The 25285-nt window shown below is 70.3% G+C and carries 15 protein-coding genes; 8 read left to right on the top strand and 7 right to left on the bottom strand.

Features of this window, described 5'->3' with window-relative positions; all coding sequences use genetic code 11:
- Positions 1 to 10: 10 nt before the first annotated feature.
- Positions 11 to 1087: an Rv0497 family membrane protein gene (locus KIH27_RS04815; protein ID WP_214091786.1), complete on the bottom strand. Its 1077-nt coding sequence runs from the start codon at positions 1085 to 1087 to the stop codon at positions 11 to 13.
- Positions 1084 to 2106: a Ppx/GppA family phosphatase gene (locus tag KIH27_RS04810; protein ID WP_214091785.1), complete on the bottom strand. Its 1023-nt coding sequence runs from the start codon at positions 2104 to 2106 to the stop codon at positions 1084 to 1086. The genes KIH27_RS04815 and KIH27_RS04810 overlap by 4 nt, the downstream gene beginning before the upstream one ends.
- Positions 2107 to 2167: 61 nt before the next feature.
- Between KIH27_RS04810 and KIH27_RS04805 the strand changes: the two genes are divergently transcribed.
- The 7 genes from KIH27_RS04805 to KIH27_RS04775 all read left to right on the top strand — a co-directional run bounded on the left by KIH27_RS04805 (position 2168) and on the right by KIH27_RS04775 (position 12174).
- Positions 2168 to 2989: a DUF3109 family protein gene (locus KIH27_RS04805; RefSeq protein WP_214091784.1), complete on the top strand. Its 822-nt coding sequence runs from the start codon at positions 2168 to 2170 to the stop codon at positions 2987 to 2989.
- 213 nt (positions 2990 to 3202) lie between these two features.
- The gene (locus tag KIH27_RS04800; protein ID WP_307856787.1) at positions 3203 to 3976 is read left to right on the top strand and encodes an ABC transporter ATP-binding protein; all 774 of its coding nucleotides are present in this window, start codon (positions 3203 to 3205) and stop codon (positions 3974 to 3976) included.
- 116 nt (positions 3977 to 4092) lie between these two features.
- Entirely contained in the window at positions 4093 to 6489 is a 2397-nt protein-coding gene (locus tag KIH27_RS04795) for an FtsX-like permease family protein (RefSeq protein WP_250149566.1), read from the top strand.
- Between the two features lie 74 nt (positions 6490 to 6563).
- The gene (locus tag KIH27_RS04790; RefSeq protein ID WP_214091782.1) at positions 6564 to 7931 is read left to right on the top strand and encodes an FAD-binding oxidoreductase; all 1368 of its coding nucleotides are present in this window, start codon (positions 6564 to 6566) and stop codon (positions 7929 to 7931) included.
- 101 nt (positions 7932 to 8032) lie between these two features.
- Entirely contained in the window at positions 8033 to 9475 is a 1443-nt protein-coding gene (locus tag KIH27_RS04785; protein WP_214091781.1) for an amidase family protein, read from the top strand.
- A gap of 3 nt (positions 9476 to 9478) precedes the next feature.
- Complete coding sequence (locus KIH27_RS04780; protein ID WP_214091780.1) at positions 9479 to 10471, top strand: NAD-dependent epimerase/dehydratase family protein; 993 nt, start codon at positions 9479 to 9481, stop codon at positions 10469 to 10471.
- Positions 10472 to 10503: 32 nt separating this feature from the next.
- On the top strand, positions 10504 to 12174 hold the full coding sequence (locus KIH27_RS04775) for an HNH endonuclease signature motif containing protein (RefSeq protein ID WP_214091779.1): 1671 nt from the start codon (positions 10504 to 10506) through the stop codon (positions 12172 to 12174).
- A 71-nt stretch (positions 12175 to 12245) separates the two neighbouring features.
- Here KIH27_RS04775 and KIH27_RS22935 read toward each other — a convergent pair whose 3' ends face one another.
- Complete coding sequence (locus tag KIH27_RS22935) at positions 12246 to 16433, bottom strand: PE family protein (RefSeq protein WP_214091778.1); 4188 nt, start codon at positions 16431 to 16433, stop codon at positions 12246 to 12248.
- 377 nt (positions 16434 to 16810) lie between these two features.
- On the opposite strand from KIH27_RS22935, the gene KIH27_RS04765 reads away from it, so the two are divergent.
- Positions 16811 to 18355, top strand: coding sequence for a flavin-containing monooxygenase (locus KIH27_RS04765; protein WP_214091776.1), 1545 nt, complete (start codon positions 16811 to 16813; stop codon positions 18353 to 18355).
- Here the strand turns inward: KIH27_RS04765 and KIH27_RS23170 are convergent.
- The 4 genes from KIH27_RS23170 to KIH27_RS04745 are packed head-to-tail and all read right to left on the bottom strand — an operon-like array spanning position 18340 to position 25285.
- The gene (locus KIH27_RS23170; protein ID WP_214091775.1) at positions 18340 to 18603 is read right to left on the bottom strand and encodes a type II toxin-antitoxin system RelE family toxin; all 264 of its coding nucleotides are present in this window, start codon (positions 18601 to 18603) and stop codon (positions 18340 to 18342) included. The genes KIH27_RS04765 and KIH27_RS23170 overlap by 16 nt on opposite strands.
- Positions 18600 to 18869 (bottom strand): type II toxin-antitoxin system Phd/YefM family antitoxin, encoded by a 270-nt coding sequence (locus KIH27_RS04755; RefSeq protein WP_214091774.1) that lies wholly within the window; start codon positions 18867 to 18869, stop codon positions 18600 to 18602. The genes KIH27_RS23170 and KIH27_RS04755 overlap by 4 nt, the downstream gene beginning before the upstream one ends.
- A gap of 51 nt (positions 18870 to 18920) precedes the next feature.
- Positions 18921 to 19913: an NAD-dependent epimerase/dehydratase family protein gene (locus tag KIH27_RS04750; RefSeq protein ID WP_214091773.1), complete on the bottom strand. Its 993-nt coding sequence runs from the start codon at positions 19911 to 19913 to the stop codon at positions 18921 to 18923.
- A gap of 5 nt (positions 19914 to 19918) precedes the next feature.
- Positions 19919 to 25285, bottom strand: coding sequence for a non-ribosomal peptide synthetase (locus KIH27_RS04745; RefSeq protein ID WP_214091772.1), 5367 nt, complete (start codon positions 25283 to 25285; stop codon positions 19919 to 19921).

Here is a 25285-nt window from a genome sequence, read left to right as displayed (position 1 = left end):
TGGTGATCGGCTAGCCGGCGTGCAGTACCAGCGGCCCGAGGGTGACCAGCAGCCCTACGGCGACGGCGATCAGCGTGCTGACGATGTCGACGGTCTTGCGCACCGCCTGCACCGCGGCGACCAGACCCAGCGTGACCAGCACGGTGAGCACCAGTGCCACGATGCTGTTCCACCGCCACAGCTGGTCGAAGCCGACGAACAGCCCGCCGCCGAGCACCACCGCCAGCACCGACTGCAGCACGATCATCGCGTAGCCGGTCAGTCCCGGCTGCTCGTCGTCCTCGTCGTCGGAGTCGGAGTCGACGTCGTCGTCGCGTCCGCTGAGGTCGGGCACGTCCTCGTCGGCCAGGTCGTCGACCAGATCGTCGTGCAGGTCATCATGCAAGTCGTCGTGCAGGTCCCCGCGCAGGTCGCCGTCGTGCAGGTCCGCGGTGAGCGCCGGCCGGGTGAGACCCGACCGCTCAGCGCCGTCGCCGCCGCCGATCAGGAAGGAGCGCACGAACGCCGAGTCCTCGCTGGGCAGGTCGGCTTCGCGGACGTCGGTGTCCATCACGTCGACGTCGATGTCGGTGAAGTTGTCGGCCGGGTCCGGGCGCATCCGCTCGGCCCCGGCGGGCGGTTCGGTGCGACGCTGCGGCCGCGGGTAGTGACTGTGCTCCGGGCCGGTGCCGCGCGCCGGTTGCGGCGGTGACTTCGGCCAGCGTGGTTCGGGCTCGCGCCGCGGCGGACTCCCGAGCGCGCGCTGGCGCCCGGTGGACGGCCGGTCCTCGTCGATCACCCGCTGGCGCCCGGTGGACGGCCGGTCGTCGCCGGCGAAGCCCGGTGCCGGGCCGACCGGCAGACGGCCACTCGGCGTCGGGTCCGCCGGCGCCGCGGTGTCGGACTCGGGTTCCTCGTCGTCCCGGATCACCGGGATCTCGCCGGTCAACTCGGCGACGGTGACCGCGTCGGCGTTGCCCTTCCGGCGACGACGGCGCCCGGTGACCGGCGGGGCGCCGATCGTCCCGTTCTTAGCCAGCAACTCCGCCACCGAGATCGGCCGTGTCTCGACGTCCCGGGCCTCTGGGGTGGGGATCGGTCCCGTCATCGTGCTTTGCCTCTCGACCGGTCAGCCGCGTCCGCACCCCCGGCGTCGCGCACCGCTGCGCCCACCGAAGCGGATTCGATCAGGGTGGCAGCGTCCGCTTCGCTGTCGAGCCGCCGCAGGATCAGGCCCTCGCGCAGCGCCCACGGGCAAATCTCCACTGTTTCAATCGACAGCGCTCGCATGCTTGCCTCCGCCACCAGAGCCCCCGCCACGATCTGCGGCGCCCGCTCGGTGCTCACCCCTTCCAATTCGGCCCGATCAGCCGTGGTCATCCTAGAGATGAATGATATGAGCTGCCTAAGGCCTGCGGCGGTCAATGTGCGCTTGACACGCGGTCCGGCCGCCGACGGCGCGGCGCCGGTCAGCCGGGCCAGCGAACGAAACGTCTTCGACGTCGCGACCGTGCGATCAGCGGGGCCGGCGTCGAGCACGGTGGCCGCCGCCCCGGACAGTTCAGTGTCCAGCCAATCCCGCAGCATCGCCACCCGACGCCGGCCGGGCGGGTCCTCGGCCAGCCAGTCCCGGGTCAGCCGCCCGGCGCCCAGCTGCAGCGACAGCGCCACGTCCGGCTCCTCGTCGAGACCGCTGGACAACTCCAGCGAGCCGCCGCCGATGTCGAGGTTGATGATCCGTCCGGCGCTCCAACCGAACCAGCGGCGCACCGACAGGAAGGTCAGTCGCGACTCGTCCTCACCGGCGAGCACCTTCAGGTCCACCCCGGCCTCGGAGCGCACTCGGGCCAGCACGTCCTCGGAGTTGGAAGCGTCGCGCACCGCGGAGGTGGCGAACGCCATCAGCTCCGCGCACCCCGAACTGGCGGCGATCTTGGCGAACTCCTCGACGGTGGACACCAGTTTGTCCGCCCCCCGGCGGGTGATCTTCCCTGAGTCGTCGGTGGCCTCGGCCAGCCGCAACGTCGCCTTGGTGGAGCTCATCGGCGTCGGGTGGCCGCCCCGGTGGGCATCGACCACCAGCAGATGCACCGTGTTGCTGCCGACATCGAGAACGCCTAATCGCACGAGAGATAACTTAACGGTGGACGTGCGGGCAGGGTGAATATTTGGTCTACCGTGGAGTTTCGTGACCCCCGCACCTCCCGGCCGACCCAAGCACCCCGGCGAAGTCGAGCCGGACTTCCCGCGCGAATGGGTGGAGTTCTACGACCCGGACAACCCCGAGCACCTGATCGCCGCCGACCTGACCTGGCTGCTGTCGCGCTGGACGTGCGTCTTCGGCACCGCCGCCTGCCAGGGCATCGTGGCCGGCCGGCCCGATGACGGCTGCTGCTCGCACGGCGCGTTCCTCTCCGACGACGACGATCGCGCCAAGCTCGACGCTGCGGTGGAACTGCTCACCGACGCCGACTGGCAGTTCCGCGACAAGGGCCTGGGCAAGAAGGGCTACCTGGAACTCGACGAGAACGACGGCGAGGAACAGTTGCGCACCCGCACCCACAAGGGCGCCTGCATCTTCTTGAACCGGCCGGGCTTCGCCGGCGGGGCGGGGTGCGCCCTGCACATCAAGGCGGTCCGTCTCGGGGTGGAGCCGCTGACGATGAAGCCCGACGTCTGCTGGCAGCTGCCGATCCGGCGCAGCCAGGAATGGGTGACCCGGCCCGACGACACCGAGATCCTCAAGACCACGATCACCGAGTTCGACCGGCGCGGCTGGGGTCCCGGCGGCGAAGACCTGCACTGGTACTGCACCGGCGATCCGGCCGCCCACGTCGGCACCCGCCAGGTGTGGCAGAGCTACGCGCCCGAACTCACCGAATTGCTGGGCGCCAACGTCTACGCGGAGCTCGCGAAGCTGTGCCGGCAGCGCAACGAACTGGGGCTGGTGGCGGTGCACCCGGCGACCCGGGCAGCCCAGCAAACCGGCGGGCCGCAGTCTAACCCGTAGAAATCAGGCCACCATTGCGGCCATTCTCACACCCACTGTGCTTGTCAATGATTTTTGACAAACCCCAACAGTCGGTATGATCGGGACTGGCCGCCGCGTAGCCCAGCACCAGTCGGTGAGCAGTCGAACGGGGAAACCCGCTCCAACGCGGGCATTGATCTTGTTTTTACATAGCCCCGCTGGAGATTCATGATCAGGACCAAGATGCAGACCGTGGATGTAGCGCTCGACCACAATGGACACAGCCCGTCCGTCCTTTTGCGACCGCCGGTCGTTCTCGAGGCACGTGGGTTGAACAAGCAGTTCGGTAGTGGCGACACTGTCACACCGATTTTGCGCAATATCGACATTCAGATCACTCGCGGTGAGTTTGTGGCGATGGTCGGCCCATCCGGGTCGGGAAAGTCCACCCTGCTCAGCATTCTCGGTCTGCTCGATATGCCGACTAGTGGTGACGTACTGATCAACGGCCAGAGCGTCAGCCGGCTGTCCCGCAAGCAACTGGCGACCGTGCGCTGCCAGACCCTCGGCTACGTCTTCCAGGCGTTCAACCTCCTGGCCGGTCTGTCGGTCATCGAGAACGTCATGCTGCCGGGCATGCTGTCCGGCAAATCCGGCCGCGCTCAGCACGCTCACGCGATGAGCCTGCTCGACCAGGTCGGTCTCGCGGCGAAGGCCAAGCGGGTGCCCTCGGAACTGTCGGGCGGTGAGCAGCAGCGGGTCGCGGTCGCGCGCGCGCTGTTCATGAACCCGGACGTCATCCTCGCCGACGAGCCGACCGGAAACCTCGACACGGTCAACGGCCAGCGGGTCATCGACGCGCTCTACAACCTGAATGCGGCCGGGCAGACGATCGTCCTGGTGACCCACGACCGGAAAATCGCCGACGAGGCCCCCCGATTGATCTCGCTGCTCGACGGTGAAGTCGAAACCGACAGTGGCATGGCTCACGCGCAAAACAATCTGTCATGGCTCGCGGAACATTAGCCGCAACTTTCGGCCTGCTGCGGATTATCAATTTCCGGGCCGTCCGTAGACACGCATTTCGGGCGGCACTGGCCGCTTTCTCACTCGGCGGCGGCGTCGCCGTCGTCGTGGCCGTCATGATCGAGGTCACCAGCGTCTCCAAGGCCGTCGACGACGTCGGCTACCAGATCGCCGGGCCCGCCCCGCTGCGGGTGATCGGCGCAGCCACCCGCGGCGGCATCTCACCGGCGGTCATCGACGACGCCCGGTCCGTGCCGGGGGTGGGTGCCGTGGTGCCGGTCATCCGCGGTGTCACGCTGATCCGCAACGACGGCAAGGAGTCGTTCGGGTTGAGCCTGGGCGTCGACTGCTCGGCGCAGTGGATCGTCAACCCGAAGGTCTGCTCGGGGGGGCAGACGGAACCGCCGCCGGCGATCTCCAGCTCACTGGGCAAGACGCTGAACGATTCGGCGAGCCTGGTCACCGACGCCGGGCAGATGTCGCTGGCGAAGTTCCAGCGGATCGACGACCTGGACAGCGTCAACAACGGCCTGGTCGCGGTGCTGCCGCTGAGCATGGCCAAGGCGCAGTTCGCCCGCGGCGACCGGGTCGACATGATGTACGTGACGCTGGCCAAGGACGCCAACGCCGCCGAGGTGCAGGCCCGGCTGAAGACCGCGCTCGGCCCGACGTACAGCGTCCAGCCGCGCAGTGAGCCGGCCCGCGGCTACAACGTCAACGACGTGCTGCTGCCGCTGCTGGGGATCTTCGCGCTGATCTCGATCGGCGTCGGCGTCATCCTGATCACCCAGATCACCCGGCTCTCGGTTGAGGAACGCCGTCGCGAGATCGCGATCGCGTCGGCGCTGGGCGCATCACCCGCGTCGATCATGACCGGCTTCCTCAGCGAAGCCGCACTGCTCGGCGCCGTCGGCTCGGCGATGGGTGTGGTCAGCGGCATCCTGATCTCCAGGCCCATCGTTGCCAGCGCCAGCGAGCTCACCGAGCGTTTCCTCGGCGTCACCGTTCCGGTGGTGCTGAAGCCCGCCATTCTGGTGGTCGGCGTGCTGGCCGGCATCGTGCTGGCGGTGCTCGCCGCGATCACCCCCAGCGTGTCCGCGTCGAACACCCCGATCGCTGCCGAACTGTCCGGCCGGGCCGCCAAGGAGCAGGCCACCGGACGCCGGATCTGGTCGAGGGCACTGGGGCTGCTGGCATTCGGCGCGGCCGGGGTCATCGCGGCGCGGTTGGCGACGATCTCCGGCGCGCTGCTGCCCTGGCAGGCCGGCGTCGCCGACGCCGGCGCGGTCGTCGCGATCGTCGGGCTGCTGCTGGCCACCGCCTACCTCAGCGCCGAGGCGATCACCGCGTTCCGGCCCAAATCGGAGTCCGGCCACGGCGCGACGCTGACGATCGCACTCAACGCGCTGCGGGCCGACCGTTCCCGGACCGCGGCGATTTCCGGTGCCATCGCGGTACCGGTGGTGGTCGCCATCCTGCTCTCCGGCTTCCTGATCGCCATCAACATCGGCGCCACCAAGGTGGCCGAGGCGCAGGCCGACGGCCGGATCGCGATCACCACCACCCAGTTCTCGGATTACGGCCCGATCGACGCCCGGTTCTCACCGGCCACCGCCAGCAAGCTGGCCGGCGTGGCCGGTGTGGCGAAGACCGAGCGGATCGCCGAGATCGAGATCACGCTCAAGGACGGCTCGCTGGCTCACGTCCAGGCGCTCGACCGGCCGACCTTCCCGTTCGGTCTGCTCGCCGGGAAAGAGCCGAAAGCCAGCATGGACGCCCACGAACTGGTGGTCGGCAGCGTGCTCGCCCGGGACAAGGACCTGCACATCGGCGACGTGCTGGTGTTCGGCAGCGGCCTCGACGCGCAGGCGATGAGCATCGGCACCATCGTGGCCACCCCCGAATACGGTGGGCGCCGGATCTACCTGTCGTACCAGACGGCCGAGCAGATCTACGGCCCGCAGCCGGCGGGGCTGATCTTCGCCACCCCGGCGGACGGGTTCAGCACCGGCCAGGTGATCGAGAACATCGAGCACGCGCAGTTCGACCAACCGATCCGCGCGGTGGACACCGCCGGGTTCTCGACGGAGATCGCCGCGTCGATCGCCCGCTACCTGACCCCGCTGAACACCCTCAAGTTCGGCCTGCTCGCGATCGCATTCATCTCGGTGGCGTCGACGCTGCTGCTGGTCGGCATCCGGCGCAAGCGCGAGGTGGCGCTGATCCAGGCGCTCGGCGCCACCCGGTTCCGGGTGTTCAGCATCACCACCATCGAGGCGGTGATCGCCGGCGCGGCCGGCGGGCTGTTCGGCGCCCTGCTGTCGATCGCGATCTCCGAGGCGGTCCGTCGCGCAGCGGTCGTCAACGTCGGCCTGGTCACCCCGCTGGTGTTCCCGTGGTCGGACGCGGTCACCTACGCGGTGCTGGCCACCGTCGCGGCGGTGTTCGCGGCGATCATCCCGGCGTGGAAGAGCACCCGGTCTACCCCGGCGACCGAACTCCGCGACGAGTGACCCGTCCGCTACTTTCCTAGGGCCTGACTTCTCACCCGCCCGCGTGGCTGCACCACGCCGATACGAAGGAAGCGATGACACCGAACGCCCCCGCGATCCCTGGTTATGCCGGCGATGCCATCTACCCCGGGGACCGGCTCTACGACAAGGTCCGCCTGGTCTTCAACGGCCTGATCGACAAGCGGCCGGCTGTGATCCTGCAGTGCCGGACCCGCGACGACGTCGTCGCCGCAGTCCGCTACGCCGTGGACTCGGGCCTGCAGATCGCGGTGCGCGGCGGCGGGCACAGCGTCGCCGGCCACTCGGCGTCCGAGGGCGGTGTGGTGATCGACCTGTCGCTGATGCGCAAGGTCGAGGTGGACGTCGAGCAGCGGGTCGCCTACGTGGACGCCGGAGCCACCTGGGGCGACGTCGACCGGGTCACGTCCGCGCACGGTCTGGCCTGCCCCGGCGGGGTGGTGTCGACGACCGGGGTCGGCGGCTTCTCGCTCGGCGGCGGCATCGGCTGGCTGTCTCGCGCGTACGGGATGACCTGCGACAACCTGATCGGCGCGGACCTGGTGACGGCCGCCGGCGACGTGCTGCCGGTCAGCGAGACCGAGAACGCTGACGTGCTGTGGGGGCTGCGCGGCGGCGGCGGCAACTTCGGTGTGGTGGCGCGGTTCGCGCTGCGCCTGCACCCGGTGGATCGGATCGTCGTCGGCGTGAAGTCCTACGACGACGCGCAGTCGGAGGCCGTCCTCAAGCACTTCCGCACCCAGATGGACGACGCGCCGGACCACCTGGCGTCGATCCTGGACTTCTCCACCGACAGCAAGTCGGGCCGGAACCTGGTCAACATCCTGGGCTGCTCGACGCTGACCGATGCCGCCGGCGAAGCCGATGTCACCGCTCTGCTGGGCGCCCAGGCTGTCAGCGCCGCACCGGTCGCGTCCGTGCAGCACAAGCTGGAGTACCCGACCTGGCAGCAGGCGCTGGATCAAACCGCGCCGTTCGGCGGGCTGAACTACTGGAAGTCGGTCTTCGTCACCGAGCTGACCGACGAGGCGGTCCGCCGGATCGCGCTGCTGGGCCGGTCGCGCCCGTCGGCGGAGACCCGGCTGCACCTGATCCGGCTCGGCGGGTTCGCCGGCCGGGTCGACCCGGATGCCACCGCGATTGCCACCCGGCAGCACCCGTACATCATTCATCTGATGGTGACCTGGACCGACCCCGCCGCCACCGATCGCTGCAAGGCCTGGGCCAGCCAGGCTTTCGAGATCCTGCGGCCGCTGGGCCCCAAGAGCGCCTACCTGAATTTCGTCGGCGACGAGGGGCAGGACCGGATCCGGGCCAGCTTCGGCGACGCCACCTATCAGCGTCTCGCGGAGTTGAAGGCCCGGCTCGACCCGGACAACCGATTCACGCTGAACCACAACATCACTCCGGCAACCGCCGGATAGACCGCGCGCGACGCGGTTGCTCGGGTGTCGCTGCCGCTAGAGGCCTTTTTCCTCGGCTTGCGATAGGTATTGTGGTGTCTTGGGGGAAAGGACGCACACGCATGCCCACAGCTGACGACGAGCTGGTGTTCGCCGGGGTCGCACGTTTGGCACAGTTGGTCCGCGATCGGGAGGTATCCCCAACCGAACTGGTGACCCTGTATCTGAATCGCATCGCGCGACTCGACCCGGTGCTCAACGTATTTCGCACCGTGCTGGGCGAGCAGGCGATGGCCGAGGCCGCGCAGGTCGAGCAGCGGCTGGCCGCCGGTGAGGAACTGCCGCTGGCGGGCGTGCCGATCGCGGTGAAGGATGACACCGACGTGGCCGGGGTTTCATCGATGTGCGGCACCGGGATCGACGCCGGCCCGGCCAGTGCCGACAGTGCCGCGGTGCGCCGGCTCCGGGCGGCCGGGGCGGTCATCATCGGCAAAACCCACCTCTCGGAGTTCGGCGCCTACCCGGTGTGCGAGTCGGCGACCTGGGGTGTCACCCGCAACCCGTGGGACCTGTACCGCACCCCCGGCGGCTCCAGCGGCGGCTCGGCGGCAGCGGTGGCCGCCGGCATGGTGCCCGGCGCAACCGGCAGCGACAGCGGCGGCTCGGTGCGCATCCCCGCGGCGTGCTGCGGCCTGGTCGGCCTGAAGGGTCAGCGGGGCCGGATCAGCACCAAGGAGTCACCCGAGCGGGCCTACCGGTTCCACGGGCTCAACCACATCGGGCCGCTGACCCGCAGCGTCATCGACGCCGCACTGCTGCACGACGCGATGACCGGCCCCGAACCGGACGACGAGATCCCGGCGCCACCGGCGACCCGGCCACTGATGGAGATGCTGGCGCAGGCGCCGCGACGGCTGCGGATCGCGATGTCGTTCAAGCCGGTCTTCCCGGTGCCGGTCAGCGACGAGGTGCGCCGGCCGGTGCTGGAGACCGCGGACCTGCTGCGCTCGCTCGGCCATGAGGTCGTCGAACGCGACCCGATCTACCCGGTGATCGGCATCGCCGCGGTGATGGCACTGTTCATGAACGGTTTCGCCCACGAGATCGAGCGGCTCCCCCAGCCCGAGTTGCTGGAGCGGCGGATGCGTGCGGAGGCCCGCACCAGCCGGCTCGTCCCGGACTGGGTCGCCCGCCGGGCGGTGGCGGCTCAGCCGCGGATCATGGGCCGCTCACAGCGCCCGGTCGCCGACTTCGACGTCATGATGACCCCGGTGCTGGGGATCCCGCCGGTGCAGCTGGGGTACTTCGAGGGTCTGGGCCCGGCCCGCGCGATGCTGCGGATGATGAAGTTCATCCCGTTCACGTTCCCGCAGAACTACAGCGGCCAGCCGGCGATATCGGTGCCGGTCGGACTCAGCGCCGACGGCGTACCCGAGGCGGTGCACCTGGTGGCCCGGGAGAACGACGAGGCGACGCTGATTTCACTTGCGGCCCAACTGGAATCGGTGCGCCCCTGGGCGCAGCACGTTCCGCCGGTCGCCAGCCTGCCGTCGCACGCCCACTAAGCCGTGGCGCACGCAGCGATCACCGGCGCCAGCGGGCTGCTGGGCGCCAACCTGACGGCCGAACTGATCGCGGCCGGGCACACCGTCACCGCCATCCGACGCGCGAGCACCGACACCAGTGGGCTCTCCGATCTGCCGGTCACCTGGGTCGACGCCGGCCTCGGTTCAACAGCCGAGCTCCGGGCGGCGTTCGCCGGGGCCGACGTGGTCTTCCATTGCGCCGCGGCGGTCTCCACCCGGCGTCGGGTCACCCCGGCCATCCGGGCCACCAACGTCGACGGGACCCAGAACGTGATCGACGCCGTGATCGACTGCGGCACACCACGCCTGGTGCACACCTCGACCGCCAACACGATCGGGCCGAATCCGGACAGCACGCCGTGCGACGAGGACTCCCCCTGGGCGATGGATCGCTTCAAGTTCGCCAACGCCTACGCCGTCACCAAGCATCAGGCGGAGATCCTGGTCGACCGCGCCGCCGACGCCGTCGACGCGGTGATCGTCCACCCGACGTATCTGATCGGTCCGCGCGACAGCAAGCCCAGCTCGGGCCGGATGATCCTCGAGGTCGTCCGGCGCCGGACCCCGTTCTGGCTGCCCGGCTACAACAACTTCGCCGACGTGCGCGAGGTCGCCCGCGGGATGATCGCGGCCTGGTCGCAGGGCAAGCGCGGCGAGCACTATCTGCTCGGCGGCGCGGAGCTGACCTACCGCGACTTCATGGAGCGGGTCGCCCGACTGGCCGGGGTTCGGCCCCCGTCACTGCGCCTGCCGCACCCCCTTGCCCGGATCGCCGGCCGGTTCGGCGACCTGGCCGAGGCCGTCACCGGTCGGGAGACCACGGTGAACTCGTTCGCCATCCGGTACGCCTTCACCGACCTGTACCGCTACCGCAGCGACAAGGCCGTGCGGGAACTCGGCTATCGGGTCGGCCCGATCGAGCCGGCGATCGATGCCGCGCTGACCTGGTTCCGCGAGCGGGGCATGCTCGACTGAACTTGTCGGTGGTTCGCACTAGTGTTCGATGTATGGGTAGGGATGCGTTCGCTGATCGGGAGACGGTGTTGGCGTGTCTGGCTGCGATCACCGATGCGTCGGCCCGCCTTGCGCAGTGTTCGTTTGATGCGTTGAGTGTTGCGGAGTTGGTGGAGGTGCTGGCCCAGCGGGAAACCCTGGCCTGGCAGGCGCCGGTGATCGACCACCGCATCCTGGCCCGACTGGCTGTTGAGGGACATGAGGGTGCTCTGGGGGCGTGTTCACTGGTCAAGGGTCTGGCGGAGCGGTTGCGGATCAGCGGTAGCGAGGCGCGCCGGCGGGTGGATGAGGCCGCTCAGTTGGGCCCGCGTAGCACCCTGGGCGGGCAACCCCTGACACCGCTGCTGCCGACGCTGGCCGCTGAACAGGCCGCCGGGCACATCGGGCCCGAACATGTGGTGATCGCCCGTAAGGCCCACGCGAAGATCCCAGCCGGTGTCAGCACGGCAGAGCGGGAACGGGCCGAGGTCGATCTGGCTGCGCTGGCCGCCCAGTTCGATCCGCCCACCTTCGCCCGCCTCGCCGAGCACCTGATCATCACGCTCAATCCCGACGGTGACTACTCCGATCGGGAACGCCAAGCCCAGCGGGGTGTGCGCCTGGGCCGCCAACGTGCCGACGGGATGAGCACCCTGTCCGGTTTCATCACCCCCGAACTGCGCGCCACCCTCGAACCGGTGCTGGCCAAACTCGCCGCCCCCGGCATGGCCAATTCCGCTGATGATCACCCGTGTGTCTCGGGTACTCCCAGTCAGCAGCAGATCACCGATGATGACCGCACTGTGCCCCAACGCAATCACGACGCCCTACTCGCTGGGATGCGGGCACTGCTCGCCAGTGGGGAGTTAGGTCAGCTCAACGGGTTGCCGGTGACTGTGATCGTCTCCACCACCCTGGCTGAACTGCAGGCCGCCGCCCACCCCGACACTGCACCGCCACCGCCGGCTGATGCGCGGATCGCCGGTAAAGCGCACACCGGTGGGGGCAGTCTGTTGCCGATGGGTGATCTGGTGCGGATGGCCGCCCATGCCTATCACTACCTGACGATTTTTGACGGACAGGGTCGGGCGCTGTGGCTGGGCCGATCCAAGCGGATCGCCACCGCTGATCAGCGGATCGTGCTACATGCACGGGATCGGGGCTGTACCCGGCCGGGGTGTCCGGTGTCGGGGTATCTGTCCCAGGCCCACCACAGCGACAAGGACTGGGCTGCCGGTGGCCGTACCGACATCGACGGCCTCGCCCTGGCCTGCCCGCCGGACAACAACACCGCAACCGTGCAGGGCTGGATCACCCGCCTCGGTGACACCGGGCGCGTCGAATGGATCCCCCCACCGCATCTTGAGCGCGGGCAGCCACGGGTCAACCCGTTTCACTTCATCGAAGCCGTCATCGCCCACCACCGCCAGAAGGCCACCGAGGTTTCGGATCCCGGACCCCCACCGGCCGACCCGCAACCATCACCGTGGCCCGATGACACCTGGCCCGATAACACCAGGCCCGATAACACCTGGCCTGATGACACCTGGCCCGATGACCCACTACCCGGCGACCCCGGCTACGACGACGCGCTTGACGACCTCCAACGCAGCTACGACGCACTGGACTACGACGAACTCGTCCGTCAGCACTTCAACGAGGACGACTGGCTGCCAGTGCACTGACGATCATGGATGTGGGAGAAAGCCCTGCACGCGTCGGGACGTGCAGGGCTTTCCCGGCTTTGAGACCCGATCTACGGGGTTGCGCCGGCGCCGCCGGTGCCGCCTCCCCCGCCGGTCGTGCCGGACGGCGCAGCACCGGGCGTGCTGTTCGCAGCACCGCCGTTGCCGCCGGAGGTGCCGGTGGCACCGCCCGAGCCGCCGGCACCGCCGGCCGCACCGGCGCTGGTGCCGTCACCGCCGGCGCCGCCGTCGGCGCCGGCACCGCCGGCACCGGTGTCACTGTTTCCGCCGTTGCCGCCGGAGCCTCCGACACGGCCCGTGTCCCCGTTGCTGCCCGCAGGCCCGGTGCCGTCGCCACCTCGGCCGCCGGTGCCACCGTTGCCGCCCGTACCGCTGTCACTGGCACCGCCGTTGCCGCCGTTGCCGCCGAGGCCGGTCGGACGCGGGCCTGCACCGTTGCTGGTTCCGCCATTGCCGCCGTGTCCACCGGTCCCGCCGTTGCCGAGCGTGCCGCTGCCGCCGTCGCCGCCCTTGCCCGCGTCACCGGCTGAGCCGACCGCATCCGGGGTGCCGTTGCCGCCGGAGTCTCCGCCGGCCCCACCGTTGCCGCCGGTCTCGCCGTTGCCGCCGTTACCGCCGGCGCCGCCGTTGCCGCCCTGGTTGTCGGCGTTGGTGCCCAGGTAGTCCGCACCGGTGCCGCCGTCGCCGCCGTTGCCGCCGTTGGACCCGGCGAGGAAGCCGCCCGCGCCGTCGCTCGCGCCGTTGCCACCGTTGCCGCCGCTGCCGGCACGGTGCCCGCCGTCCTGCGTTCCGACGCCGCCGTCGCCGCCCTTGCCGCCGTCGCCGCCGGACGTGTGGGCCACGGTGGCGTCGCCGCCGTTGCCGCCGTTGCCGCCAACGGCACCGGCGAGAGTGTCACTGCCCTTGCCGCCGTTACCGCCGTTGCCTCCGGTGGCACCGTTGGTGCCGGCGCCCTCAGTGCCGGCCTGACCGCCGTTCGCGGTACCGGCTGCACCGCCGGCACCGCCAGCACCGCCGTTGCCTCCGTTGCCGCCGACCGTCGACGGAGTCGTGTCGGTGGCATCGGTTCCGTTGACGCCGTTGCCGCCGACGCCGGCCTGACCAGCGTTGCCGCCGTCGCCGGCGTTGACGCCGTTGCCACCCGCGCCGCCGGTGCCACCGCCACCACCGCTGGTGCCGTTGACCAGGGTCGTCCCGTCCGGACGGGTGGTGCCGCCGTCGACACCTGCACCACCGCCGCCGCCGGTGCCACCGTTGCCGCCGGTGCCGGTCTGGCTGGCCCCGCCAGCACCGCCGGCGCCGCCGTCACCACCCACCGCGTTGACGTTGGTGCTCTGGCTGGAGCCGCCGTCGCCGCCGGTACCTCCGACACCGCCGGTGCCGGACTCGCTGCTGCCGCCCGCACCGCCTTCGCCGCCCTGGCCGCCGGTGAAGTGGTTGCCGCTGTTGCCGCCGGCGATACCACCGTTGCCGCCGTCACCGCCGGCGCCGCCGGTCACGCTCCCGAAGCCGTCACCTCCAGCGCCGCCGTTGCCGCCGACACCGGCGATGCCACCGTCACCGGCGTGTCCGGTCGGACCGGTGCCACCGGGCCCGTTGACGAACACGGTGTTGCCGTTGCCGCCGTTGCCACCGTTGCCGCCGTGTCCGGGGTTCAGGCCACCGGAACCACCGGCACCGCCGTCACCACCGTTGCCGGCGGACCCGGCCACATCGACACGGCCACCGTTGTAGTCGTTGGGTGTCTTGGTGAAGGTGTCGCCACCGTTGCCACCGTTGCCGCCGTTGGTGCTGGCGCCATCGCTGCCGTTGGCGCCGCCCAGGCCGGCGTCACCGCCGTCGCCACCCTTACCGCCGCTGCCGCCGTTCAAACCGTGCTGGGAGAAGGCGTGGTTGGCACTGTCGGTGTGCTGGGCGGCGCCGGCCGTACCGCCGTTACCACCGTTTCCGGCCGTGCCAGCGCTGCCGCCGTTGCCGTCGGCGGCCTGCGCGTTACCCCCGGCGCCACCGTTGCCGCCGGCACCGCCGTTGCCGCCGCCGGTACCGCTGGTGTCACCGTCGGCCGGCGGCACACCGATCTTCCCGTTCCCGCCGTTACCGGCGTTCCCGGCGTTGCCGCCGTGGCCACCGTTACCGGCGAGCGCGCCGCCGTCACCGCCGGCACCGCCGCTACCACCGGCACCACCGTCCTGGCCGAGTGCCCCGTTGGTGCCGGTGCCGCCGTTACCACCGTTGCCGCCGTTGCCGTAGTCGCCACCGTCGCCGCCCTTGCCGCCGCTGCCACCGCTGGCACCGGTGGGCGCACCGGCGTCCTTCGACGGGTCGTAGCCGGCGCCGCCGTTGCCACCGTGGCCCTGCGGGCCGGTCGGTGACGTGCCGGCTGTGCCGTCGTTGCCGCCGTGGGCGGTGCCCGCCGCACCGCCGAGGCCGGGGTTGCCACCGTCGCCGCCGTTACCACCGTCGGGGGTGGTCGCGTCACCGGCCGCGCCGTCACCGCCGTCGCCGGCCAGGCCGCCACTGCCGCCGTTGCCGGCGTTGAAGCCGGAACCGCCGACACCGCCGCCGCCGCCGGTACCGCCGTTGGTGCCGGAGGTGCCCGGTGCCGCGTTCGGGTCGGTGGCCGCGTCGTAACCGGCTCCACCGGCCCCGCCGTCACCGGCGTTGCCACCGTCGCCGTCGGTCAGGCCACTCGCGCCGCTGCCGGCAGCACCACCGTCACCGCCGTTGCCACCGATACCGCCGTTGCCGGCGTCGACACCGAGTGTTCCCGCTGCACCGGTCGCACCGTTGCCGCCGGTTCCGCCGTGCCCGCCGTTGCCGAAGGCACCACCGTTCCCGCCGTTACCGCCGGCGCCGCCGTTGGCACCGGCGGTAACGTTGGGGTCGGTGGCGGCGTCGTAGCCGTTGCCACCGTTACCGCCGTTGCCACCGCCGGCACCGGTAGCGCCGGTGTTGCCCGCGCCGCCACTGGTCGAACCGGTTCCGCCGTGGCCGCCGGCGCCGCCCTGCCCGAGGTTGCCGCCGTTGCCGCCGTTGCCCGCATTGGGGTGCGCGGCGAAGCCGTCCGCACCGCGGCCGCCGTCGCCGGCCGCACCGCCGGTGCCACCGTCACCACCGTTGCCGCCGACACCCTGCACACCCGCGGCACCGCTGCCGTCGTGGTCCGCGGCACCGGCCGCGCCGCCCTGCCCGCCGTTGCCGCCGACACCACCGGTGCCACCGGAACCACCGGCACCACCGTTGCCGTCACCACCGTTGGCGAAACTGCCTGCCGCACCGGTCGTTCCGACACCGCCGTTGCCACCGACACCGCCGACACCACCGGCACCACCGTTACCGCCGTTACCGAAGACCCCGCCGCCGGCACCACCGACACCACCGGCACCACCGTCAGCACCCGTGCCGCCGGTGACACCCGAACCGGCGCCGGCCAGCCCGGCACCACCGATACCGCCGACGCCACCGTTACCACCGTTACCGGTGTGGTTGCCCGCATCACCACCGTTGCCGCCGGCACCACCGACGGTCGCGGCATGCCCACTAGTGGCGTCCAGGCCGTGCCCGCCGGTGCCGCCGTCACCACCGTTGCCGATACCCGTCCAGCCCGTGGCATCACCACCGCTACCACCGGCGGCGGCCGCCACCACATCACCGTCGCCGTTCACGAACGCACCCAGACCAGCACCGCCGGCGCCGCCGTTGCCCATCAGGAAACCGCCGGCACCGCCGTCGCCACCGACGCCGCCATCGACCCCGGCCACACCCGCACCACCGGTACCGCCGTTGCCGAACATGCCGGCCGCGCCACCGTCGGACCCGTCGAGACCGTTGCCGCCGTCACCGAACCAAGAACCACCGTCCTGCGCACCGACCAGGTCACCGTTGTCGTTGATGTAGGCGTCGGCGCCGTTGCACAGCACGCCACACGAGTCGCCGGTGGCGAACGCCTGGTTCAGCGGGTTCAGCCACCAGTCGTTGGACGAGTTGCTGATCAGCGCTTCCATCGGGTCGTAGAACGCCTGGTAGATCTGCTGATCGAAGTCCAGCCACGCACCCGGGTCACCACCGAGCAGGCCACCCAGGTCGCCGAACTCCGCCATCCCGGACACATCCGCAACCGCACCTGGGTCGAACCACGACGACGGGTCCAAGAAGTCGAAGTCCGCCTGAGCGGGCGCCGCCGCCAACGGACTCAACCCGAACGCCAGAAACGCCCCCACCGCACTGACCGCACCCACACCACGCCGGTTAGACCTACCAGCTGCAACCACAACAAACCCCCTCAGACCCCGATGTCCGTCACTGTTACCGAAGCGGTGCCCGTTAACGCAGACGTAACGTACGCCTCAGTCGCGGCTAAGCTAACCACCTTCATACTTCCTGTCAATTCATTGCAAGCTTCCCGTACGTGCCGTATGTTTCAACAAGTTATCCATACCCATAGGCACGACGAATGCCGGCATGGACTTTTATTTCCGCAGGTAGACGTGCCGCTACCGGCCCGGGTTCTGGACTGTGCACAGGTCGCCGATCCGCCCATCGGCCACCGTGCGGAAGTGACGCCCGCGTCAAACGACTCATTTGATTCACAGCGCAGCCGACAGGAGGGGCGGGCGTGACCGGCACCGACACGGACCCGCGGGTCCATGCCACGGTCATCGTCGGCGCGGGCCTGTCCGGGATCGGCGCCGCCATCAGACTGCGGCAGGCCGGCGTCGACGACATCGTGATCGTGGAACGCGCCGACACCGTCGGCGGCACCTGGCGCGACACCGAGTACCCCGGCGCGGCGTGTGATATCCCGGCACTTCTGTACTGCTTCTCGTTCGCCGCGCCTTCGGACTGGTCGCACCTCTACGCGCGCGCTGCAGGCGTTCGGGCCTACATCGAGCAGTTGGTCGACGACCATCGGTTGCGCCCGCTGATCCGGTTCGGGCTGCAGGTGACCGGTCTGCACTTCGACGAGGAGACCGGAACCTGGCTGGTCGACACCGCCAGGGGCGTCCGGCTGCGCGCCCGCTCCGTCGTCCTGGCTCGCGGCCCACTGTCGGATCCGAGCTACCCCGACCTGGACGACAGGGGCGACTATCGCGGGCACACCGTGCACAGTGCGCGCTGGGACCGCGACTACGACTTCACCGGCAAGCGGGTCGCCGTGATCGGCACCGGAGCCAGCGCCGTCCAAATCGTGCCCGAGCTGGCCGAGATCGCGGCGTCGGTCACGGTCTTCCAGCGCACCCCGACGTGGGTACTGCCCCGCCTCGACGCCGCGCTACCCCGGGTAGCGCGGGCGCTGTTTACCAGATCCGGTGCCGCACGACGAATAGCCCGCAGTCTGCTGTACTGGTACCACGAGTTCAACGCCCTTGCGCTGGTGTGGAATTCGCCGCTGACCCGGCTGGTGTCCTGGTTCGCCAGGGCGCACCTGCGCCGGCAGGTGAAAGACCCGGCGTTGCGCCGGCGGCTCACCCCCGACTTCACCGTCGGATGCAAACGGATGCTGATCTCCAGCGACTACTACCGGGCGCTGGGCCGGCACAACTGCCGACTGATCGACACCCCGATCAGCCGGATGACCCACACCGGCATCCGCACCGCCGATCACGTCGATCACGGTTTCGACGCCGTCGTGTTCGCCACCGGTTACCAGGCTCAGCACATCGGCCCGCCGTTCCCCGTCACCGGCACCGGCGGCCGTCGGCTCGCCGACGACTGGGCACGCGGCGGCCACGCCCACAAGGGCATCAACACCCACGGCTACCCGAACCTGTTCTTCCTGACCGGGCCGAACTCCGGCCCCGCCCATCACTCGGTGCTGGTCTACGTCGAAGCCCAGATCGACTACGCGGTGGCGGCGATCGGCGCGATCCTCACCGCTGATCTGCACTGCCTCGACGTCCGCGCCGACGCCGAAGACCGGCACAACCGCGACATTCGGCGACGCCTCGCCGCGACAACCTGGATGACCGGCTGCCGCAGCTGGTTTCTCACCGCCGACGGCGCCAACCCCACCCTGTACCCGGGCTTCGCAACCCAGTACCGGCGTCAGATGCGCGAGTTCCGGCTCGCCGATTATCACGTCGTGTCGCACTACACGGCGGCGCAGGCCTTGGCCGGTCGAGTCCGACCGGGTGCCGGTGCCACCTACGGGTCGCGGTAGACCTCACGCCGATGAGCAACCCTGATCACCAGGACTGTCAGTACATCGTCATTGATTTCGTACAGAATTCGATAGTCACCCGCCCGGACTCGCCACCGGTTGCGATACCCGGTCATTTTCAGCGCCTTGGGCGGCCTCGGATTCTCCGCCAGCAGGGCGATCACCGCTTCGATCCGCAGTCGGTCGCGCTTCTCGATCGAATCGATGGCGCGTTCGACGCCGCGCGTCCGGCGGACCCGATAACTCACGCGATGATGCCCAGATCCTTCTTGGCCAACTCCCACGGCAGGGTCTCCTGGTCACCCGACTCGTCGTATTCGGCGAGCGCACGGTAGTCGTCGGCGTCATCGAGGTCATCGAGCAGCGCTTCGAACGCACCGAAACCCATCAACACGGCCACCGGCCGCCCGTGCCGGGTCAGCTTGATCGCCTTACCGTGCGCATCGAGATCATCGATGACCGCGGCCAACTGCTCGCGCAGATCGGAGACGGGGATGCTACCCGGGCCAGTCATGACACGATTGTACGACGTCGTACAAAATATTGGCCGCAGGGTTTCGGCGGCCTACTTCGGCAGATAGCCGTTGTCGCGGTACCACTCGTAGCCGGCCTGCAGGGCGGTGCGGAACGGGGTGAACGGCACCCCGAGTTCGGTGTGCGACTTGCCCGGGTCGGCGTAGATCTCCGCCGCCGACAGCCGCATCTGCTGCGCCCCGATCGGCAACCGCGGGCCCACCACCGCGCGGGCGACGCTGATCCCGGCCGCCGCGACCGGAATCGTCCAGCGCGGCAACACCATCGACGGTCCGCGGGTGCCGGTGATCTCGCAGACGGTGGTGAACGCCTCCTTGAAGGTCAGGTTCTCCCCGCCGAGGATGTAGCGCTCCCCCACCCGGCCGCGTTCGGCGGCGGCGATGTGGCCGGCCACCACGTCGTCGACGGCGACGAAGTTCACCCCGCCCGGCGCGGCGACCCGCAGGCGCCCACTGGCGGCCTCAGCGACCATCGACGCGGCGATCCGGTTGACGTCGCGCGGACCGATCACCACCGACGGGTTGACCATCACCGCCGGCAGCCCGGCCTCAACGGCCGCCCTTATCTCATCTTCGGCCTGGAACTTGCTGTGCCCGTAGGGGAATTGTCGTGGCCGCAGGTTGAACTGGTCGGCCTCGGTGAGCAACCGGCCGCGCTGCGGCACCCCGAGCGATCCGAGTGAGCTGGTGTAGACGAACCGCTCGACCCCGGCGCGCAGCGCGGCGGTCGCCACGTTGCGGGTGCCGTCCACGTTGGTCGCGTACAGCCGGGTGCGGGTGCGGTAGCGCCAGTAGTCGGAGATCGCCGCGGTGTGAAAGACCCAGTCGCAGTCGGCCATCGCCTCGGCGAGCCGCTCGACCGGATCCAGCACGTCACCCTCGACGGTCTCGCAGTCCACGCCGGCCAGGGCGGCCATCGGCGACGTCGACCGGCGCAGCACCCGCACCGCGATGCCCCGGTCGGCCAGGGCTGCGACCAGGTTTGAGCCGACGAAACCGGTTCCGCCGGTGACGAATGCGCGCACGGCGATCAGAACCGGTAGGTGGTGCAGCCAACCTCGACGCCCGACCCGACCGCGATGATCAGCGCGAGATCACCGGGCTTGACCAGGCCACGCTGCCGGACGGCGTCGATCTGGTACGGCAGGGTCGAGGTGAACGGATCGGTGTCCAGCCCCAAGTCGACGAAACCGCTTCGCGCCACACCGATCTGCGCGGCCAGCTCGTCGACGGCCGGGGACGGCAGCTGCGGTCCGAGCACCACCGCGATGTCGGCGGGCTCCAGCCCCTCGGCGATCAGCAGTTCCTTCACCGCCGACGGCAGGCAGCTCAGGTAGATCGCCGACAGACCCGGATCCCGGTCGATCCGCAACCAGGTGCGGCCGTCTCGCGACTGGGTGTAGGTGTGCAGCGCCGCCCGATGCTCCGGGTGGTGCTGGAACACGAAGCGGCCGAAGCCTTCCGCGCCCGCACTCGGGCTGAGCATGATCGCCGAACCGGTCTCGCTGATGCCGTGCAGCGGGTAGCCGCTCTCCGGGGTGTTGTTCTCCACCTCGGAGGCCAGGACCAGCGCGTGGTCGGTGCGGCCGGCGCCGATCGAGCCGACCGCCACCTGCACGGCGTTGAGGAAGCCGACCGCGCCGTTGAGGACGTCGAACGCGAACGTCTTCGGGGCGTCCGCGGACGCCGGCTCGGCGTTGATCCCCAGGTCACCGGCGACCAGGGTGGCCACCGCGGGCTCGGAGAGGAAGTCGTCGCGGTACACCCCGGCGTGCACCACCAGCCCGATCGTGGACTTCTCCACGTCGCTACCGGCCAGGCACGCCGCGGTCGCCCGGGTCGCCAACTCGATCGAACTCGGCGGTTCGCCGGCCGCCGGCGTCCCGATGCCGACGCTGCCGATCGCCACCCGCGGCATCGTCGGTGTCTCCCGGCGGACGCTGCGGCCACTGCGGCGGCTGCCGGCCGGCTCGGTGCGGGCCCGCCGCATCCGGTCCGGCAGGTCGTCGAAGGTGTACAGCGCGGTCCCGATCGTCTGGCCCGAGCCGCTGATCGCGAACACCACGTTGTCACCGGAGTTCATCCGGCCGGCGTTGATGTAGTCGTACACCGCCACGAAATGCGAAGTGGTCGCGGTGTTCCCGCGCTCGGCCAGGTTGCAGATGGTGTTGCGGCGGCTGGCGGCACCGGTCCCGAACACCCGGTTGATGGCCAGGATCGCGTCGTTGATCGACGCCTCCGACGTCTGGTGCATCAGCAGGTGATCGGCGGTGTCCGGACGCCAGCCGTGCCGCTGCATCACCGCGGCCACGTAGGGCACCGAGTGCTTCACCGCGATCGCGGTCTGGGTGACCGAATCGGTGACCATGATCGCGCCGCCGTGCTCGTGGTCGCTGGCCTTGCCGATGCACAGCCGGGCGTACTCGCTGAACGTGGTCAGGTCCAGGTCGTGGAAGCCGACCCGGTCGCCGGAGCCCAGCTCCACCACCACCGCTGCGCCGGCGTCGCCGACGGTCAGGCAGGCCAGCCGGGGGTCCATCGCCCCTTCGATCTCCTGCTGCGCGGTCTCGGTGATGTGGGTGATGTATTCACCGCTGAGCACCAGCGCGTTGCGCGCCAGCCCGGTGCGCAGGTAGGTCTCTGCGACCTCGATCCCGGTGAACATGCCCGCGCAGGCGTTGTTGATGTCGAAGCACACCGCGTTGGTCAGGCCGAGTTGGTCGCGCAGCTGTGACGCGGTGCTCGGCTCGAAGGTGAACATGTGCTCCGGCCCGTCGTAGCGGGAGATGTTGCACGCGATGACCAGGTCGATCTCTTCGGGCGCGTAGCTGGACCGCGACAGGCAGTCGGTGGCGGCGTTGCGGCCCAGGTCGATCGAGTATTCGCCGTCGCCGGCCATCCGCCGGTTCTTGATGCCGGTCAGCCGTTCCAGTGGGATGTCGACCGGGTTGACGCAGTCGGCCAGCACCTGTTCGGTGGAGACCGCCCGCGACGGCAGGTACACCCCGAGGCTCTCGATCACGGTGTTGCGGACCGGGCCGGACGGCACACGCCGGATCACCGGTGCCGCAACGGGTTTCACCGGCTCGACGGGCTGCGACGGCGCCGCGGCGGTGGGGGTGACGGTGACGTCGTCGGGGATCGGGCCGAACTCGGCGGCCAGGTCGGCAACGGTGCCGTAGACGAACATCGACTCCGGCCGCAGCTCCATGCCGATCTCGCCGGCGCGCACCGCGACCTCCAGCGCCTGGGTGGAGGCGCCGCCGAGGGCGAAGAAGTCGTCGGTGACGCCGACCCGGTCCACCCCGAGCACCTCGGACCAGATCTGCGCGAGCACCTGCTCGGTGTGGTTGCGCGGGGCGACGTACTCGGCCGGATCGACTGCCGCCGAGGCGGTTTCGGTCGCGAGCAGGGCGCGCCGGTCCACCTTGCCGCTCGCGGTCAGCGGCAGCGCATCGATGGTGCGGAACACCGCCGGCACCATCGCCGCCGGCAGCAACTCCAGCAGGAAGCGGCGCAGTTCGCCGGTCTCCGGTGCCGGGCCGGTCGGCACGATGCAGGCCACCAGCAGGACGGTGCCGTCGGCTTCCTTGCGAGCCACGACGGCGGTCTCGGCGACCGCGGGGTGCTGGGCCAGCGCGGCCTCCACCTCGCCCGGCTCGATCCGGAAACCGTTGATCTTCACCTGGTTGTCGGCGCGGCCCAGGTATTCGATGGTGCCGTCCGCCAGGTAGCGGCCCAGGTCGCCGGTGCGGTACAGCAGCCCGTCCGGGTTGGCGGGTCCGTCCCCGAACGGGTCGGCGATGAAGCTGGCGGCGGTGGTCTCCGGCCGGTTCAGGTAGCCGCGGCCCACGCCGACGCCACCGATGTACAGCTCACCGGGCACCCCGACCGGCACCGGCTGACGATTCGGGTCCAGCAGGTGGATGCGGACGTTGGCGATCGGGCGACCGATCGGCACCACCGGGTCGGAAACCCCGCGCGTGCAGTGGAATCCGGTGACGTCGATGGCGGCCTCGGTGGGGCCGTACAGGTTGTACAGCTCGGCGGGCAGCGCGGCGAAGAACTCGTCACGCAGATCCGCGGTGAGCGCCTCACCGCTGCAGAACACCCGGCGCAGCCCGCTGCACGACGACGCAGCCGGTTCCGCCAGGAAACGCCGCAGCATCGACGGCACGAAATGCATTGTGGTGACCCGTTGTTCGGCGATGATCTGCGCCAGGTAGCCGGCGTCCTTGTGCCCCTCCGGCTTGGCGACGACCACCCGGGCGCCGACGGTGAGCGGCCAGAAGATCTCCCAGACGAACGGGTCGAAGTTGATCGGGGTCTTGTGCAGCACCCGGTCATCGCCGTCGATTCCGAAGGCGTCCTGCATCCACAGCAGCCGGTTGCGGATGCCGACGTGGGTGTTGAGCGCCCCCTTCGGCGCACCGGTGGAACCGGACGTGTACATCACGTAGGCGGTGCTGGTCGTGGTGGTGCCGGCGTCCGGGGCGCCCTGAGCCGCCAGTGTCGCCAGGGACGCGGCCACCGACTCCTGATCCAGGCAGAGCCGCACGCCGGTGAAGTCGGCCGGCACGTGCGCCAGGTGTTTGCGGTGCGTGACGCAGATCGGGGCGTCGGGCACGTCGGCCAGCATCGCCTCCATCCGGTGCGTGGGCTGGTCGGGGTCCAGCGGCAGGAACACCCCGCCCGCCTTGAGCGCCGCGAGCAGCGCGACCACCAGGTCCTCGGAGCGGTCCAGCAGCACCGGCACGACCACGTCGGGACCGACACCGGCCTGCTGCAGCCGGCGGGCCAGCCCGTTGGCCCGGGCGTCGAGTTCGGCGTAGCTCAGGTCGCGACCTTCGAAGGTGACCGCGACCGCGTCCGGCACCCGCGCGGCGGTGGCGGCCACCATGTCGTGCAGGCAGGCCGGGGCCAGCGTCTCGGGGTAGTCGACGGCGGTCTGGTTCCAGGCCGTCAGCTGCGCGCGGTCGGCCTCGGTGAGCAGCGGAAGCTGCGACACCGGGGTGGCCGGTTCGGCGGCGATGCCGGTCACCAGCACCCGGAAGTGCTCGGCCATCGCCTCGATGGTCGCGGCGTCGAACAGGTCGGTGTTGTATTGCAGCGCGCACTGCAGTTCGTCGTCGTGCTCGCCGACCTGCATGGTGATGTCGAACGGCGAACCGCCCTGCCCGATGTGCAGGGTCTCCAGCGGCAACGTCTCGATCTCACCGCCCGTACTGTCTTGGAACAGCCGCACCTGCTCCCAGGCGAACGACACCTGGAACAGCGGGGTGCGGCTGGCGTCGCGCACCGGCCGCATCCGCTCCACCAGCAGCGGCAGCGGGTAGTCCTGGTGGGCGATCGCGCCCAGCACGGTCTCCTTGACCTGACCGAGCAGCGTCACGAAGCCCGGGTCGTCGCGCAGGTCCACCCTCAGCGGCAGCGGGTTGGCGACGTAGCCGACCATGCCCATCAGCCCGGCCCGGTCCCGGCAGGCGAACGGCGAACCGATCACCAGGTCGTCCTGGCCGGTGTAGCGCCCGAGCAGCGCGGCGAACGCGGCCAGCATCGTCATGTAGGGGGTGGCGCCGACGGCGCGAGCGGCCTGCTTGAGGCCGGCGGTCACGTCCGCGTCGATGCTGAACCGGTGCAGCGCGCCGGCGTAGGTCTGCACGGCCGGCCGGGGCCGGTCGGTGGGCAGCGCCAGTGTCGGCAGATCGCCGGCGAGCCGGCCGCTCCAGTACTCGAACAGCCGCTCCCCCTCCGGCCCGGAGAGCATCGCCGTCTGCGCCTGCGCGAAGTCCACGTAGCGGTCGGCGGTCGCCTCGGGCGCCGGGCCGCCGTGCTCGGCGGCGTACAGCGCGCGCAGTTCGTCGAGGATGACGTCGATAGACCAGAAGTCGACGACCATGTGGTGCACGGTCAGCACCAGCACGTGCTCGGCCGGGCCGCGCTCCAGCAACGTCAGCCGCAGCACCGGCCCGGTCGTCAGGTCGAACGGCCGGTCGGTCTCGCGCTGGATCCACTGCTCCAACTCGGCCGGGTCGGCGCCGACGGTGGCGCGGGTGATCGTGATCGGCCAGTGCGCGTGCACCAGTTCGATCGGCTGGCCGTCCCGCTCGGTGTAGGTGGTGCGCAGCATCGGGTGCCGGTCGACCAGGGCCTGCGCCGCCCGCTCCAGCGCGGGCACGTCGAGCGCGCCGCGGATCAGCCCGGCGTAGGCGACGGTGTAGGCGGCGCTGTCCGGCGCGATCCGGTGCACGAACCACAGCGCGCGCTGCCCGTAGGACAGGGCGTGCTCGGAGGTCGTCTGCTGTGCTTTCGCCCGCAGCAGTTGCGCCAGCATCGCCCGCTTCTGCTCCGGGGAGAGCGCGGAGACGTCAACGGGTTGATCGGGCCCGCCAGCCAT

The organism is Mycolicibacter acidiphilus, assembly GCF_018455725.1.
Lineage (GTDB): Bacteria > Actinomycetota > Actinomycetes > Mycobacteriales > Mycobacteriaceae > Mycobacterium > Mycobacterium acidiphilum.
The sequence above is the reverse complement of the archived record's forward strand: the minus strand, read 5'-3'. Positions and strand labels throughout refer to the sequence as shown.